Origin of the sequence: Streptomyces sp. NPDC088915, from assembly GCF_044749825.1 — a bacterium.
Classification (GTDB): domain Bacteria; phylum Actinomycetota; class Actinomycetes; order Streptomycetales; family Streptomycetaceae; genus Streptomyces.
Genome location: NZ_JBIVIR010000012.1, coordinates 173635 through 189967, shown reverse-complemented (window position 1 = coordinate 189967; position 16333 = coordinate 173635). Strand labels below are relative to the sequence as shown.

Annotated in this window: 11 protein-coding genes; 10 read left to right on the top strand and 1 reads right to left on the bottom strand. The window is 76.0% G+C overall.

The window, feature by feature from the left end:
- The first annotated feature begins 106 nt into the window (after positions 1-106).
- From ACIP5O_RS22835 to ACIP5O_RS22820, 4 genes are all read left to right on the top strand, one after another.
- Complete coding sequence (locus ACIP5O_RS22835) at positions 107-829, top strand: response regulator transcription factor (RefSeq protein ID WP_401296140.1); 723 nt, start codon at positions 107-109, stop codon at positions 827-829.
- A gap of 212 nt (positions 830-1041) precedes the next feature.
- Positions 1042-4293: a hypothetical protein gene (locus ACIP5O_RS22830; RefSeq protein WP_401296138.1), complete on the top strand. Its 3252-nt coding sequence runs from the start codon at positions 1042-1044 to the stop codon at positions 4291-4293.
- Complete coding sequence (locus ACIP5O_RS22825; RefSeq protein WP_125667323.1) at positions 4290-5003, top strand: DUF4255 domain-containing protein; 714 nt, start codon at positions 4290-4292, stop codon at positions 5001-5003. The genes ACIP5O_RS22830 and ACIP5O_RS22825 overlap by 4 nt, the downstream gene beginning before the upstream one ends.
- Positions 5004-5011: 8 nt before the next feature.
- Positions 5012-7237 carry an AAA family ATPase gene (locus tag ACIP5O_RS22820; RefSeq protein ID WP_401296274.1) on the top strand — a complete coding sequence of 742 codons (2226 nt, stop codon included), beginning with the start codon at positions 5012-5014 and terminating at the stop codon, positions 7235-7237.
- 61 nt (positions 7238-7298) lie between these two features.
- Here ACIP5O_RS22820 and ACIP5O_RS22815 read toward each other — a convergent pair whose 3' ends face one another.
- Positions 7299-9485 carry a DUF4157 domain-containing protein gene (locus tag ACIP5O_RS22815; protein WP_401296136.1) on the bottom strand — a complete coding sequence of 729 codons (2187 nt, stop codon included), beginning with the start codon at positions 9483-9485 and terminating at the stop codon, positions 7299-7301.
- Positions 9486-9791: 306 nt separating this feature from the next.
- On the opposite strand from ACIP5O_RS22815, the gene ACIP5O_RS22810 reads away from it, so the two are divergent.
- The 6 genes from ACIP5O_RS22810 (at position 9792) to ACIP5O_RS22785 (ending at position 16327) form a co-directional block, all read left to right on the top strand.
- A complete protein-coding gene (locus tag ACIP5O_RS22810; RefSeq protein WP_401296134.1) occupies positions 9792-11351 on the top strand; it encodes a phage tail sheath family protein in 1560 nt (519 codons plus the stop codon).
- Positions 11352-11397: 46 nt separating this feature from the next.
- A complete protein-coding gene (locus ACIP5O_RS22805; RefSeq protein WP_121833625.1) occupies positions 11398-11838 on the top strand; it encodes a phage tail protein in 441 nt (146 codons plus the stop codon).
- Positions 11835-12344, top strand: a complete 510-nt coding sequence (locus tag ACIP5O_RS22800; RefSeq protein ID WP_401296131.1) for a hypothetical protein — start codon at positions 11835-11837, stop codon at positions 12342-12344. Before ACIP5O_RS22805 ends, ACIP5O_RS22800 begins: the two co-directional genes overlap by 4 nt.
- A complete protein-coding gene (locus tag ACIP5O_RS22795) occupies positions 12341-12499 on the top strand; it encodes a DUF6760 family protein (RefSeq protein ID WP_163014002.1) in 159 nt (52 codons plus the stop codon). Before ACIP5O_RS22800 ends, ACIP5O_RS22795 begins: the two co-directional genes overlap by 4 nt.
- Before the next feature lie 169 nt (positions 12500-12668).
- Positions 12669-15872 carry a hypothetical protein gene (locus tag ACIP5O_RS22790; RefSeq protein WP_401296129.1) on the top strand — a complete coding sequence of 1068 codons (3204 nt, stop codon included), beginning with the start codon at positions 12669-12671 and terminating at the stop codon, positions 15870-15872.
- Positions 15873-15901: 29 nt separating this feature from the next.
- Complete coding sequence (locus tag ACIP5O_RS22785; protein WP_121833617.1) at positions 15902-16327, top strand: phage tail protein; 426 nt, start codon at positions 15902-15904, stop codon at positions 16325-16327.
- Positions 16328-16333 lie beyond the last annotated feature (6 nt).

Here is a 16333-nt window from a genome sequence, read left to right as displayed (position 1 = left end):
ACAATAGATTCCTAGCCTGGAGAGCCGCCTTTCGCGCGCCGCCGGCCCGTGGTCGTCTCGCGCCGTGTCTCCCTACCCCCCACCGACTCACGAAAACAGGTGTCCCATGCTTCGTACGGAGGAGAAAGGCCCGGTCACGGCCGCCAGCACGGCACACGACGCCGTCCGGGGCCACCCGGTCCACCGCACCTCCGGCCCCGGCCGTCCGCCCCGGGTGACCGTGGCCGTCTACGCCGCCGACCCGGTGCTGCGGGTGGGCGTCGTCCAGCAACTGCGCCAGCGCCCCGAAGCCGAACTGGTCGACGACGCCGACGTGGAGAGCGCCCAGGTCTCCCTGGTCGTCGTGGACGGCCTCGACGACGACGTGACCGCCCTGCTGTCCCGGCTGCGGTACAACGGCGCCACCCGCGCGGGGCTCGTCATCGGCACCCTCGGCGTCGGCGGACTCCAGCGCGTCATCGAGTGCGGGGTGTCGGCGGTGCTGCGCCGTTCCGAGGCCGACCAGGACCAGCTCGTCCACCTGGTCCTCGCGGTGGCCAACGGCGAGGGCGTGCTCCCCGGCGACCTGCTCGGCGAATTACTCGGTCACGTCGGCAGCCTCCGCCGCTCGGCCCTCGACCCCGGCGCCCTGTCCCTCTCCACCCTCACGGCCCGCGAGGCGGAGATGCTGCGCCTCGTCTCGGAGGGCCTGGACACCGCGGAGATCGCCCGCAAGACCTCGTACTCCGAGCGGACCGTGAAGAACGTCCTGCACGAGATCACCACGCGCCTCCAACTGCGCAACCGGGCCCACGCCGTGGGCTACGCGCTGCGCAACGGGCTCATATGACCCTTCCGTCCCACGTGCTTTCCGCCTGACGCCCTTCCGTCCGACGCGCCCTCCGGTGGCCGGCGCGACAGCCGGGGGAAGGCGGCGCTGCCCCAAAGCGCACCCCGCGCTTCCCCCGGGTACGGCCCCCGGGCCCTGCCCCCGTGCGCCCCGCCGGTGCAGGGTGGCGGGGGCACCTCCCGGTGCCGCACCGGACTGCGAAGGGCACCGTGATGGAAACCGCTGGCCCCGGCGGACGGCACCGCCTGGGGAGACTCGTCTCGTCGCTCCTGCTCCTGGTCCCCCTGCTCGGGGCGACGGGCGCGGCCGGGCCGGGCGGCACCGGGACCGGGACCGGCCCGGTCGTGGCGGACGCCGCGGACACCACCCGCATCGCCTACGCCGGCACCGGCCACCGCAGCCTCGGCGAGCCCGAGTCCGCCGAGTCCAGCACCCCGCTGTTCGGGCCCGGCCCCGCCCACTACGACACCGACCCGTCCGCCCTCGGCGACCGGCTGGTCTTCGCCAGCCGCCGCGACGAGAAGCACCCGCAGATCTACCTGCGGAACGCCGACGGCTCGGTCCTGCGGCTCACCGGCGGCATGGACGCGGCCCACCCCCGGCTCACCCCGGACGGCGGGTCGGTGCTCTTCGACGCGGCCGAGCCGGTCGGCGGCGCGCAGCGCGACCTGTGGCTGGTGCGCACCGACGGCACCGGCCTGACCCGGCTGACGGACACGCCCGCCGCCAGCGAGGAGGACCCGACGGTCTCCCCCGACGGGAGCCGGATCGCCTACAGCAGCGACGCCGACCCCCTCGCCGGGCGGCAGGTCTACGTCCGGGACCTCGCGGGCGGCGCCGCCACCCGGCTCACCGGCCCCGCGAACGGCACCGCCTCCGAGCCCGCCTGGAACCCCGTCGACGACGACGTCAACCGCCGGTGGATCGTCTACACCTCCACCACGACCGAGGACGGGCGGACCGTCCGGCGGCTGCGGATCACCGACGGGACCACCGACGAACCGCTGTTCGCCGGCGCCTACGCGAACTGGCGCGGCCACGGGGCGGCATGGCTGCCCGACGGGGACAACCTGGTCTTCCTCAGCCCCGAGACCACCTGCACCTGCGAGGGCGACTACGACCACGTCTTCCGGTCGGTCGTCCACTCCGACCAGGAGCCCTCCCTGGTGCTCAACGAGGACCGCGACGTCCTCTCGCCCACCTGGCTCGGCACCGCCGACGGCGGCCACGCGGTCGTGGAACGCTCCTCGGGGGCGACCTCGCACACGGTGACCCTCCAGGACATCCGCGCGGACGGCTCCGACCCGCGCGACCTGGTCCGCAAGATCCTCCGCGAGGACCCGGCGGCCGACACGAACACCGACCCCGCCAAGGACCCGCTCTTCCGGCCCGCCGCCCCGTACGACCCGTGGACCGAGCGGCAGAACTACACCCCCGACGGGCGCCGCATCGTCCTCACCCGCTTCGAGGGCCCCGACGCCGCGCGGATCGAGCGGATCTGGACGGCCGACGCCGACGGCACGAACGAGGCATCGATGCCGCTCGCCGGGCGGGGCGAGCGGGACTGGGACACCGACCCGACGTTCTCCCCGGACGGCACGCACCTCGCCTTCACCCGCACCTCGCCCGGCGGGGTCGGCGAGGCCGCCGGGGACAGCCGCATCCTCGTCGCGGAGGTCGCCACCGGCCGGATCACCGGCGAGGTCGTGCCCCCGGCCGGTCAGCTCCGGGGGCAGGACGCCCAGCCGACCTGGTCCTCCGACGGCACCACCCTGGCCTTCACCCGCAACGCGGTGATCGACGGGGGCGGCGGCAACAAGCACGTGTGGACCGCGTCCGTCACCGACCTGACCCGGCAGCGCGACCTGAGCGCCGCGAACTGCCCCGGAGCCTGCGCGGTCATCGACGACAGCCCGGCCTTCTCGCCCGACGGACGCACCCTCGCCTTCAACCGCAAGAACGGCGGCGGCCGGATCGACGAGCGGAACGGCCTCCTCCTCACGTCCGTCTCCGGCGACACCTGCCGGGTCCTGCTGCCCGCCGCCGCCCGCGACCAGGCCGGCGCCTGCGGCCGGGACCTGCCCGACACCACGGTCACCGGGCCGCACCAGCCGCGCGACGCCGCCTGGACCGCCGACGGCAAGCGCCTGGTGTTCAGCTCCCGGGCCGGGGCCGCGGTCAACAGCCCCGAGAAGCTGAACGTCCTGGACGCCGGCTCCGGCGCCGTCACCCCGCTCACCGCCGGACTCGCGGGCCGCCAGAAGGAACCCACCGTCCAGCAGTCCGTGGACCTCGCCCTCCGCGCGCCCGGCACCACGCCGGAGGTCACCGTCGGCGGCTCCGCCACGGTCACCGTCGACGTGGTCAACAACGGTCCCGCCGCCTCGCCCGGCACCCGGCTGACCGTCGCCCCGCCCGCCGGCGTGCGGATCACCGGGATCACCCCGCCCGGCGGCGCCTGCGACGCCGCCTCCCTCCAGTGCGACCTCGGAGTCGTCGAACCCGGCACCACCGTCCCCGTGGACGTCACGCTCACCGGCGTCACCGTCGGCGACGCGCCCCTCGACTGGTCGGTCACCGGTACGGTCCTCGACCCCCAGCCCGGCGACAACGCGGGCCGGACCGTGATCCCCGTACGCGAGGCGCCCCCGACCCCCACCCCGACGCCGACCCCCACTCCTACGCCGACCCCCACTCCTACGCCGACCCCGACCCCCACTCCCACTCCGACGCCGCCCCCCACCCCGACGCCCACGCTCCCTCCGGTCCCCACCACGACCCCCGTCCCGACCGTGCCTCCGCAGCCCCCCGCGCCGAAGGCCGGACCCGGCGTGCGGATCACCGTCCAGCCCGAACCGGGCTACGTCGGCGGGCGCGTCGTCGTCACGTACACCGTCCGCAACGGACGCAACGCCCTGGCCACCGGGCTGCGGCTGGCGGTCGGGCTGCCCGCGGGGGTGCCCGACGGCGGGCTCCCGGCGGGCTGCGACCGGAACCGGGTGTGCGCGCTGCCCGACCTCACGCCGGGCACGAGCACCGTCGTACGGGTCGTGCTCAGCCCGCAGAAGGCGATGACCGGCCGGGTCACCGCCGTGCTCACCACCACCGGGACGGACGCCGACCGGAGCGACAACACCGCCCGGGCGCGGCTGCGCGTCCTCCAGCCGCGCATCGTCGCGGTCCCTCCGATCGGCAAGCCCGGATTCGTCACCTCCGTGCGCGGCCTGGACTTCCCGCCGGGCGTCCCGGTGCGGTTCACCTGGAACCCGGGGATCACCGCCGCCGCCTCGCCGACCTTCCCCCAGGCCGACGGCACCTTCATCGGACAGCTCCTGATCCTCGCCAAGGACCAGACCGGGCCGCGCACCATCACGGCCGCCGGACCCGGATTCTCCCCGGTGAAGACCGACTTCCTGGTCGTCAGCGGCACCGTGCAGCCGCCGGACGGGGTGACCCGCCGGTGATCCACGAGGTCGACGAGGGCCTCGGACGGCTGCTCTCCGCGAGCGGCCTGGAGGCGTCGGGGATCGAGGTCGTCTTCGACGCCCCCACCCGGGACTGGGCGGCGCGCCGCAGCGCCCCCACCGTCTGCGTGTTCCTGTACGACATCCGCGAGGACGCCCTGCGGCGCGGCTCGGGAACGGGCGAGGTCTACGACGGGGACGGCCACCTCGTCGCGCGCCGCTCCCCGCCGCGCTGGTTCCAGCTCACCTACCTGGTGACGGCGTGGGCCAACCGCCCGCAGGACGAGCACCGGCTGCTGTCCCAGGTGCTCGCCGCCCTCGTCGCCCAGGACGCGCTCCCCGCGCCGCTGCTCACCGGCTCGCTGGCCGAACTCGGCCTGACCGTCGGCCTGGAGACCGCCGGGGCCGGCATGGACGCGCCGGCGGCGGCCGACGTGTGGTCGGCCCTCGGCGGGGAGATGAAGGCCTCCCTCGGGCTGCGGGTCCGGGCCCCGCTCGCCGGGGTGGACAGGGCCACCGCGCCGCCCGTCACCGAAGGGCTCGTCGTGCGCTCGGCCGCCGCCCGCGACGGCGCGGCCGAGGAGGGGGACCCGGGCCGCAGGCTGCGCTACACCGAGGTCACCGACCCCGGCCGCGACGGCTTCACCGGACCCCGCGAGCGCCCGCCCGCCCCGGCCCGGCGCCGCCGCAGGGGGGACCGCCAGCCGTGACGTACACCGTGGAACCCCTGACCGACGGCGGTCCCGGCACGGGACGGCACCGCGAGCCGGACGCCCTGTGGACGCGGCTCGGCGCCGTCGAGGCGCGCGTGCGGGAGGCCGTGGCGGCGCGCCGCGCCCTCGACCCCGACCCCGACGACCCCTACCGGGGCCAGTACCTCACCCCGGAGGCCGCCGCGCGGATCCTGGACGAACCGGGCGGCCTCGACCTGCCGGGGGCGTGGCTGGAGCCGGGACCGGGGACGGGGTGGGAGTCGGGGCCGGAGCGGGAGCGGGAGCCGGGATCGGGACCGGAGCCCGAGCCGGGACCGGCGCGGGAGCCGGAGCCGGGGGCGGAGGCCGGGCCGGGGCCGGAGCCCTGGCGGCCTCCCGCCGGGTCCCTCCTCGACGGCCTGGTACGGCGGTTCGGACTGGCCCCGCTCGATCTCGACCTGCTCCTCGTCGCCGTCGCACCGGACCTGGACGCCCGGTTCGAGCGGCTCTACGGCTACCTCAACGACGACCTGACGCGCCGCCGGCCCACGCTCGGGCTCGCCCTGGAACTGTGCGGACTCGGCGGCGCCTCGCCCGCCCGGTTCCGGCTCGCCCCCGGCGCGCCGCTGGTCGACCACGGCCTGGTGGAGGTCACCGAACCCGAACGGCCGCCGCTGTCCCGCGTCCTGACCGTGCCCGACCGGATCACCGCCCACCTCCTGGGCGACGACCGGCCCGACGCCCGGCTCGCCGGGGTGCTCGACGAGGTCCGCGAGGACCCGACCGCCGACCCGGCGGACGTCCGCCGCGCCGCCTCGGCGGCCACGACCGGCGTCGGGCTCGTCCACCTGCGCGGCCGCGGCGGCGACGCCGAGGGCCTGGCCGCGGCCGCCCTCGCGGCGGCCGGGCTCGGCGCGCTGGCCCCGGACGCGGCGGCACTCGCCCGGCGCCCGGCCGACGTGCCCGCGCTCGCCCGGGTGCTCGCCCGCGAGGCCCGGCTGACCGGCTCCGGCGTGGTCCTCGGCCCGCTGACCGACCTGCCCGGCGAACCCGCCGAACGGGCCCGCGTCCTCGCGTCGCTGTGCGCCGCGCTGCGCGGCCTCCCGCTCCTCACCCACGGCACCGTCGGCTGGGACCCGGCCTGGGCGGCCGACACCCCCGTCGTCCTGGACGTCGGGGCGCCCACCCCCGAGCGCCAGGCCGCCCGCTGGCGCCACGCCCTCGACCGGGCCGCCGGCGACGGGGGCCCCGCGATCGGCGACACCGGGGAACTCGCCCGGGCCGTCGCCGCGCACCGCCTCGACTCCGGTCAGCTCCGCCGGGCCGCCGACGCGGCCGTGCGGACGGCCGCCCTGGACGGCCGGGCGGTGGAGCCCGACGACCTGCGGGCCGCCGTACGGGCGCAGAACGGCGCGGGACTCGACCGGCTCGCCCGCCGGGTGGAGCCGGGCGTCGGCTGGGACGACCTGGTGCTGCCGCCGACCACCCACCGGCGGCTGCGCGAACTCGCCCTGCGCGCACGCCACCGCGAGCGGGTGCTCGGGCAGTGGGGCATGCGGCCCGGCGGCGGCCGGGGCCGCGGGGTCGTCGCGCTGTTCGCGGGCGAGTCCGGCACCGGCAAGACCATGTCGGCCGAGGTCGTCGCCGCCGACCTGGGCATGGACCTGTACGTGGTGGACCTGTCCACGGTCGTCGACAAGTACATCGGGGAGACCGAGAAGAACCTGGAGCGGATCTTCACCGGGGCGTCGGCGGTCAACGCCGTCCTCCTCTTCGACGAGGCCGACGCCATCTTCGGCAAGCGCTCCGAGGTCAAGGACGCCCACGACCGGCACGCCAACATCGAGTCGGCGTACCTGCTCCAGCGCATGGAGTCCTTCGACGGGATCGCGGTGCTCACCACCAACCTGCGGGCCAACCTCGACGAGGCGTTCACCCGCCGCCTGGACGTGGTGGCCGACTTCCCCGTACCGAACGCGGAGCAGCGCCTGGCGCTGTGGGACCGGTGCCTGGGCACCCGGCTGCCCCGGGGCGACGACCTGGACCTCGCCTTCTGCGCCGACCGCTTCGAACTGGCCGGCGGTTCGATCCGGGCCTGCGCGGTCACCGCGGCCTACCTCGCCGCCGAGTCCGGCGAGCCGCTCACCATGGGGCAGGTGGTCACCGCGGTCGCGCAGGAGTACCGCAAGCTCGGACGGCTGGTCCTCGCGGGCGAGTTCGGGCCGTACCTGGCGCAGGCCGCGGGGGCCTGAGCGGGGCCCGGCCGAGGGCTCGACCGGGGCCCGGTCCGCCGGACCGGGCCCCCACCGCGCCTCACATCTCCATCATCTCGGCCTGGTGCGCGCCCCGGCCGCCCGCGGCGGGCGTCGCCGCCATGTCGGTGGCCGCCGTCCAGATCCCCTCGCTCTCCTTCGAGGGGACCGTCGCCAGGTTGGCCTTGCGCGCCTCGTCCATGATCGTCTTGAACATGCCCCAGAGCTGACCGGGGCTGGTGGCCCGCGTGGTCAGCCAGCGCATCTCGACCGGAGCGCCCTTCTGGCCGCCGATGTGCGGCACGATCAGGTCGTTGGGCTCGTCGGACTTCGGCAGGGCCTTGCCGGGCGCGATCACCGGGAAGTCCTCCGTGCCGTTGAGGAGGCTGTCCAGCATCTGCGCGGTGTTCCCCACCCCGGTGGCGCCGTGGCCGTACGCCGGTCCGGCCGGGTTGGGGGTGTTCGCCGGATACCTCGACAGGTGCTGCTGCCAGTGCGCGACGCCGGTCTCCGGGATCTCGCTGTGGAGCCAGGCCGCGAGCTGCCGCAGGACGTCCTGCCCGACGACCTTCTCGCGCAGCGCGTCGGTGGTGGCCGTCCCGCGCAGGCCGCCCAGATTGGCCAGCTTCAGCAGGAACGGCACGGCGTTCTTGGTGGAGGCCGTGGGCCCGCGCACCCCCGCCTCGATCATGGCCGAGCCGACGGCGTACGACAGGCCGAGGGCCAGGGTGCCGGTCAGGGCCGCCTGGTCGCCGTTGTCCAGGCCGGGCAGGAGGTTCGGCACGATGTCGGAACGCAGGCGCGGCACCGCACGGTTGATGGCGGCGGCGGCGTCGCGCCAGCCGTCGGCGATGTGCTCCTTGCCGGGGGCCCGCCGCGACTCGTGGCTGACGTCGTTGGCCTGGAAGCTGTAGAGCGACGGCAGCCCGGACGGCAGCACGCCGAGGGTGGCCTGTACGTACATCTCGGCCTTGATGTCGTTCTGGAAGGCCGTGATCGCCGACTGGACCTTGGCGTTGCCGAACAGCTCCGGGCCCAGCCAGTCGCGCAGGGCCGCCAGCGGGGTGCCGGTCGCGGCGACGGGCGAACCCGGAACGGCGAAGGCGTTGTTCTTCGGGCCCTGCCCGAAGATCGCCTCCACGTGCGCGTCGATCCGGTCGGCGACCTTCTTGACCGCCGCGTCGGACCCCGGTGCCATCTCGTCGAACGGCGCCGTGACGTACTCCAGGTTGCTCATCGACGAGGCGGGCTGCCCGGACGCCACCGGCTGCCCGCCGTCGCCGGTCAGCTCGGAGAGCACCGCGTGCAGCACCCGGACCCGGCGGGCGAGCGAGTTGTGGTCGGTGAGGACCGTCAGGTTCTCCTCGCTCATCACGGTGGCCGCGTAGGGGAACCCGCCGTGGAAGAACCCGCCGAGGTCCGTCCCGGGCGTCCGGCCGCCGACCGTGTTCAGACCCGTCGGGGCGTGCTGCCCGAAGCTCGGCACGCTCAGCTCCACCTCGAAGCCCACCAAGCGCTGCACGGCGTCCGGGTCGGCCGAGCGGTGCACTTCACCGTGTCCGTGATCGGGCCCGTGTCCGTGGTCGTGTCCGTCGCCCGCGTGGTGACCGCCGTGCGTGTCGTGCCCGTGGTGCCCGGGGCCGTGGTCCTCGACGGCGCGGGCCACCGGCACCGGCCCGGAGAGCACCCGCCGGGCGTTGCTCTCCGCCTCCCGCTCGAAGCGGTCGCCGGGGTCGCTGATCCGCAGCCCGTCGCCGCGGTCGGTGCCGGACACGGGGCCCCGGCGCTGCTGGACGACGTGGGTCAGCTCATGGGCCAGGGTGTGCTTGTCCCGGCCGCCCTCGCCGAGGACGACGTGGCTGCCCGAGGTGTAGGCGCGCGCCCCGATGGCCCGCGCCGAGCGGGTCGCCGCGGCACCGGTGTGCAGCCGTACGCCGGAGAAGTCCGTGCCGAACCGGGACTCCATCTCCGTGCGCACCGGACCGGCCATCGGCTTGCCCGCCGAACCCAGCACCTCCCGCACCCCGGTGTCCTCCCGCTCCGGGGCGGGCGCGGGCGCCACCCTGCGGGCGATCATGCCGGTCACCGCGGCGTTGCCCGCGCTGCCCTGGGCCGCCCGGAGCGCGCCGGCCGTGAGCGGGGGCGGGACGGCGGCACCGGTCCCGTACGCCTCCCGCCGGGTCCCGGACCGGTCGCGCGCCTGCTGCCGGTCCTCGGTCCGTTCGGCGCGCGGCCTGGAAGTCCGCACCTGCTGCCTCCTCGTCGGCGCCCGTCCTGCGACTCTCCAGTGCACCGGCGGCGCCGGCGGCGCGTCCAGGGACGAACGGGCAACGCCGGGGCAGTCCCGGGTGACGTCGGGACGGTCGGTCCGGACCGTCCGTAAAGGCAGGAGCGTTGCCCCCGGGCAGGTCCGCAGGTCCCTGCCGGTCCGGCGGCGGGTCGCGCAGACTCGGCCTGGACACAGGTCGCAGCGAGGCCTGGACGCGAAGGCCTGGACACAAAAGGCCTGGACACAGGTGACCCCGCAGGACCGCAAGGACGCTAAGGAGCGAGCATGCCGACGTACCTCACCCCGGGCGTGTACGTGGAGGAGGTGCAGTCCGGCGCCAGGCCGATCGAAGGGGTCGGCACGGCCGTCGCCGCGTTCGTCGGCTTCGCCGAGAAGGGCCCGTTCCACACCCCGACCCTGGTCACCGGCTGGGACCAGTACACGCAGACGTTCGGCGGCTTCACCGAGGGCACGTACCTCGCCCACGCGCTCTACGGCTACTTCTCCAACGGCGGCGGCGCCGCGTACGTCGTGCGCATCGGCGGGACGGCCGAGACCGGCGCCCGGTCCGCCGACGCCGACCGGCGCGAGCGGGAGAGCGCGGCCGTACGGCCGGTGGAGCTCGGCGGCTTCCTGATCGCGGCCAGGCCGGGCGTGACCGGGGTGTCGGTCGAGGTCGCCGACGCCGAGGGCGAGAACCCGCCGGAGGACCGCTTCCGGCTCCTCGTCCGCCGGGGCGACCAGGTCGGCGAGACGTACGAGGCCTCCGCCCGCAAGAACGTCAAGGGCTACCTGGTCACCCAGGCCCGCTCCTCCGAGCTGATCGAGGTCACCGAGCAGCGCGGCGCCCCCCAGACCCGCCCCGCCTCCCAGACCGTCGCGGTTCCCGACGCGCCCGGGGCCCCCGCCGTCCCGGCCTCCGCCGACGCGGCCCGCATCGACCCCGCCGAGTACGTCGGCGACGCGGCGGCCCGCACCGGCTTCGGCGGCCTGGAGACCATCGACGAGATCACCATGGTCGCGGTGCCCGACCTGATGGGCGCCTACCAGCGCGGCGACATCGACGCCGAGGGCGTGCGCACCGTGCAGCTCGCCGTCATCTCGCACTGCGAGCAGATGGGCGACCGCGTCGCCGTCCTCGACACCCCGCCCGGCCTCAACGCCCAGCAGGTGCGCACCTGGCGCATGGACGAGGCCGGGTACGACTCCCGGTACGCCACCCTCTACTACCCCTGGGTGCGGGTCTTCGACCCGGCCCTCGGACGCAACACGACCGTCCCGCCGAGCGGCCACATCGCCGGCGTGTGGGCGCGCAGCGACGCCGAGCGCGGGGTGCACAAGGCGCCCGCCAACGAGGTGATCCGCGGCGCGGTCGACCTGGACATCCGCCTCAGCAAGGGCGAGCAGGACCTGCTCAACCCGATCGGCGTGAACTGCGTCCGGGCCTTCCCCGGCCGCGGCATCCGGATCTGGGGCGCCCGCACGCTCTCCTCCGACCCGGCCTGGCGCTACCTGAACGTGCGCCGGCTCTTCAACTACCTGGAGGAGTCGATCCTCCTGGGCACGCAGTGGGTCGTGTTCGAGCCCAACGACGACCGGCTGTGGTCCAGCATCCGCCGCAACGTCACCGCGTTCCTCACCGAGGAGTGGCGCCGGGGCGCGCTGTTCGGCCGGACCGCCGACGAGGCGTTCTACGTGAAGTGCGACCGCGAGAACAACCCGCAGGAGTCCATCGACCAGGGCCGCGTGGTCTGCGAGATCGGCGTCTCGCCGGTCAAGCCCGCCGAGTTCGTGGTCTTCCGGCTGGCCCAGTTCTCCGACACCACCAGCCTCATCGACGAGTGACCCGCGGGTCCCGGTCGGATACGCAAGGAAAGGTTGACAGACAGTCATGGCAACGGGCGATGCTCTTTCCACCCACGTCTTCGGCGTGCAGCTCGGCGGATACCTCGTGGAGTCGATCCAGGAGATCAGCGGCTTCACCGTCGAGGAGGACGTCGTAGAGGTCAAGCAGGTCACCGCCGAGGGCAAGCAGATCATCCGCAAGCAGCCGGGCGCCCGGCAGGCCGGCGAGATCACGATCACCCGGGGGCTCGACCAGAGCAGCGAGTTCACCAAGTGGATCAAGGAGACCCTGAACAACGGGGCCGTGAACTCCGCTCGGCAGAACCTGACCATCGAGATCAAGGACACCGAGGGCAACACGGTCCGCCGCATCCAGCTCATGCAGGGCTGGGCGTCCAAGTGGGAGGGCCCGTCGCTGAAGGCGGGCGAGTCCTCCCCGGCCACCGAGTCCGTCACGATCGTGTTCGAGGAGATCGTCGTCGAATGAGGCGCCGCACCGTGACGGCGGGCAACCTGGAGGAGATCCTCCAGCTCACGGCGCCCGCCCAGGGGCCGGAGCAGCAGGCCGCGCCCCAGGCCCCCGCCCCCGCCCCGCCGCCCCCGCAGCACCGGGAGGGGGGCGGGCTGCGCACGGAGTTCGAGTTCGAGCTGCCGCGCGGTTACGTGGACGAGGCGGGGACCGTGCACCGGCACGGCTCCATGCGCCTGGCCACCGCCCGCGACGAGCTGCGGCCCCAGATCGACCTGCGGGTCAAGGAGAACCCGGCCTATCTGAGCGTGGTCCTGCTGAGCCAGGTGATCACCCGGCTCGGCAACATCACCGACGTGCACGCCGGGATCGTCGAGCGGATGTACGCCACCGACGTGGCGTTCCTCCAGGACTTCTACCGCCGCGTCAACAGCGAGGGCCACACCCGCGCGGCGGTGACCTGCCCGCACTGCGAGGGCGGCTTCGAGGTCGACCTCTCGGGTGGGCGCCTGGGGGAATCGTGACGTACGCCCTTCCCCGCCTCCGGGAGGAGATCGCGTACATCGCCTACCACTTCCACTGGCAGCGCGAGGAGATTCTCGACCTCACCCACGGCGAACGGCAGCAGTGGGTGGCCGAGATCGCCCGTATCAACACCCGCATGAACGAAGGCGGTTGAGCACATGGCATGGCGGGACAGGCTGCGCCGCCGCGCCGGGACGGCCGGCCGGGCGGGCGCGGGACCGGACGCGTCCGGCGGGTCCGCGGGTCCGGGTGCGTCCGGTGGGTCCGCCGTGCCGAGCGGATCCGGTGATCCCGCCGGGTCGGGCACGTCCGGTGGTTCCGCCGTGCCCGGTGACTGGGACGGCGGCTGGCGCCGCGCCGCACCGCAGCCCCTCACCCTCTCCCGCGCACCCCTGGGCGTGAGCGACGGCCTCGCCTTCCGCGCGGGCCTCGCCGCCTGGCAGAACCCGTCCTTCGACGGCGGCATGGGCCACGCCCTGCTGCCCACGGCACCCACCGGCCTGGTCCACGGGATGACCCGCCCGGCCGCGCCCCACGCCACCGACTCCGGCGGGGGACCGCTGCTGCTGCGGGCGGTGCGCGCGGGGGGAGCCGGGGCGGAGGCGGACGCCCCCGGCCCGGAGACGCGGCTTCCGTCGGCCTCCGGGAAGTCCGGGACCTCGAAGGCTCCGAAGACGCCCAAGGCGGCTCCGAAGGGCCCCGAGGCCCCCAGGACACCGAAAGCCCCGAAGGCTTCGAAGAACCTGGAGACCCCGGAGACCCCGGATGCCTCGAAGGTCCCGGAGACCTCGAAGGCTCCGAAGGGCCCCGGGACCCCGAAGGCCCCTGGAACCTCGAAGACTTCGAAGACCCCGACCGTCCAGCCGTCCGCCTCGGCGGTCCGTCCGTCGCCCGGCGACGCGAGCGGCACCGCCGACGCCTCGGAGCGGCGGAGCCCGGACGGCCGCCCACCGAGCCGCGACCTCTCCACCGCGACGTCCCCGGCGGTGCTCTCCACGCCGGCGCCCGCCGTCCAACGGGCCGCCGCCCCCTCCGGCGCCGGCCGGTCGCCGGTCGCGGCGCCGATCCCGCTCGTCCGGCGGGTCGCGGTGGTCCCCGTGGCCCCGGGCGCGCGGGACGCGTCCGTACGTGGATCCGCGACGGGTACGGCGGGAAGGACCGTGACGGAGAAGGGCGCGCCCCGGGAGGGTGCGGCGGAGAAGGGTGCCGTGGCGAGCGGGGCACCGGGCGCACCGGGCAGCGACCGCCCGGAGCCCTCCTCCCGTCCTGTCGTCCGACCCCGTCCGGTCGGGCCCCGTCTGACGGTCGCCCGCCGCGTGCCGGGGGGCGTACGCCAGGTGCCCGCGCTCCGGCCCGCCGTCCCGGCGGCCCCCCGCCGGGACGGTGCGGCGGCGGTCGCCGACGCCCCCGAGGCCGCGGGACCGCCCCGTTCCTCCACCGTCGAGGCCGAAGGCCCCGACCGGACCGCTCCGGGCCCCGCCGTCCAGCGCGCCGCCACCCGAACGGTCCTGGGCCCTCCGCTGACCGAACTCCCTCCGTCCGCCGTCCCGTCGGCCGGGAACGCTCCCGCCGGCCCGGGGCTCCCCTTCGTCCAGCGCCAGGCCGAGGAGACTCCCCGGGGCGCGACCGGCGCTCCCGTCCCGACTTCGGACCCGGTGTCCCCCCGCCGTTCCGGAGCGCGAACGCGCGGCGGCCTGGGCGCACCCCTGTCCGCGATGCCGCCCAGCGCGGGACCGCCCGCCGGTTCCACGGCGTCCGGCGTCCGGCCCGGCCGTCCGGCTCCCGGACCCGCCGTCCAGCGCGCCCCGGCCCCGGCCCCCTCCTCGCCCGCCGAGGGACGGCCCGCACCCGGCCCGGGGGCCGCCGAGCCCCACGCCCCCCTGCTGGGGACCACCGGCGTCCAGCGCCGGATCGCGGACCACCCCGCGCCCCGGGGCGACGGCTCCACGGACCGTTCCTCGGGCGGTGCCCCCGCCCTCCGTACTCCGGGCCCCGCCCTGCCGTCGGTGACACCGTCCCCGAACACCGCATCGCAGGCCCCCGCCGGTCGTGACGTCGTACGGCCCGACACGGGTCCCGCCGGTCCCGCCCCGGTCGTCGTGGCCCGCGCGGTGTCCGGGTCGGGGACGAGCGCCCCGGACGCGGCCTCCGTCGGCGACCGGCGGGGAACCACCGGACCGGCCGGAACCGCCGTACAGAAGGCGACCGCCGTACAGAAGGCGACCACCGCACCGAAGCCGACCACCGGATCGAAGCCGACCACCGCACCGAAGGCGACCACCGGCCCGTCGGGGACCGTTCCGGCCTCCGCCGCGCCCACGCTCCCGTCCAAGTCCGGCCCGCACCCCGCCGCCCCCGCGTCCGAGGTCTCCTCCGGCTCCGGCACCCGCCCCGCGACGCCCGCGTCCGGCGAGGGCCCCCGGGCCTCCGCCACGCGTGCCCGGCGCCCCGGGACCGCGTCCGTGCCGGTGGCCCGCCGCACCCTCGCGCTGCTCCCCGCCCGCCCCCTCACCCTCAGCACCCGGACCCCGGAGGGCCTCGCGCCGTCCGGCGGGCCCCGCCCCGCGAGCGGGCCTCCCGTGGTGGCGGCGCGCTGGAGCACGGCGCAGGACGCTCCGGGCGACACCTCCGACCGGCCCGCCCGCACGCCGTCCCCGGGCGGCGGAGGCGCGTCGGCGCCCGTACGGCGAGCCGCTTCGGACCCCGTACGGCGAACCGCTTCGGGCCCCGTACAGCGGACCGCATCGGCATCCGCCCCACCGCCCCGGGGCACACCGGCACACGGCACACCGGCACACGGCACACCGGCACCCGGCACACCCGGCGCACATGGCACACCCGGCCACTCCGGCGCGTCCGGATCCGCCGTACCGCCCCCGTCCGCCCGGCCGTACACGGCCGCGCCCGTCCAGCGGGACGTACCGGGGGCCGTCACGATGCCGTCCGTCCAGCGGGCCGCCACGGCGTACCGGGCGGCGGACGGGTCGGCGCGCGGAGACGGCGGGGCGGGGTCCGCCGCCCCGGCCGCCGCCGGACGGGTCCCGGTCGTCAGGCCCGCCCCGCCGGGCGGAGGCGCGTCCGCCACGGCGGCGGGCTCCCCGGTGCGGACCCTGCCGGTCGCGCCGCCGCAGGCGCCTCCCGTGGCGGGCGGTCCGCCGCTGCCGCCGTCGTCCGCGCCCGGCGCGGCCGTTCCCGTGGTGCGGCCCCGGGCCGTGGCACCGGGCGTCCGGCCGGCGTCCGGCGCCGTGCCCCAGATCCAGCGCGCCGTACCGGACACGGGCAAAGGTCCGTCGGCCACCCCGGCCGTACCGGTGAAAGAGGTCCCCGCGCGCGGGAAGCAGGCGTCGGCCGGCACCGGAGGGAGCGCCGGGCGGAGCACCGGCCGGAGCGCCGAACCGGCGCAGGACCCCGGCCTCGACCTGGACGACCTCGCGCGGCGGCTGCTCGACCCGATGGCCCGCCTGCTGCGCACGGAACTGCGGCGCGGCCGGGAGCGCACGGGCCGCCCCTACGACGGACGCCGCTGAACGCACGGCGCGGAACGGATGACGGACCGATGACGGACAACATCTTCGCGAGCAGCGTGTTCTTCCGGCTCGCGATCGGCGGCAACGACCTGGGCGCCTTCCACACCTGCTCCGGCATGGGCGCCGAAGTCGAGATGGAGAGCTACGCGGAGGGCGGCAACAACGGCTTCACCTGGCAACTGCCCGGCCGGGTGACCTGGTCGAACATCACGCTGACCCGGCCGGTCACCGCCGACACGGCGAAGATCGCCCGCTGGCTCGACGAGACGCTGAAGCGCGTGGAGCCCAAGGACGGAGAGATCGTGGCCCTCAGACCGGACCTGAGCCGGATCATCAGCTGGCAGGTGTTCGGGATCGTCCCGGTGCGCTGGCAGGGCCCCTCCTTCGACCCCAGCAGCTCGCAGGCGGCGGTGGAGACCCTGGAGATCGCCCACGAGGGACTCCGGCCCTCCTGACGCGCC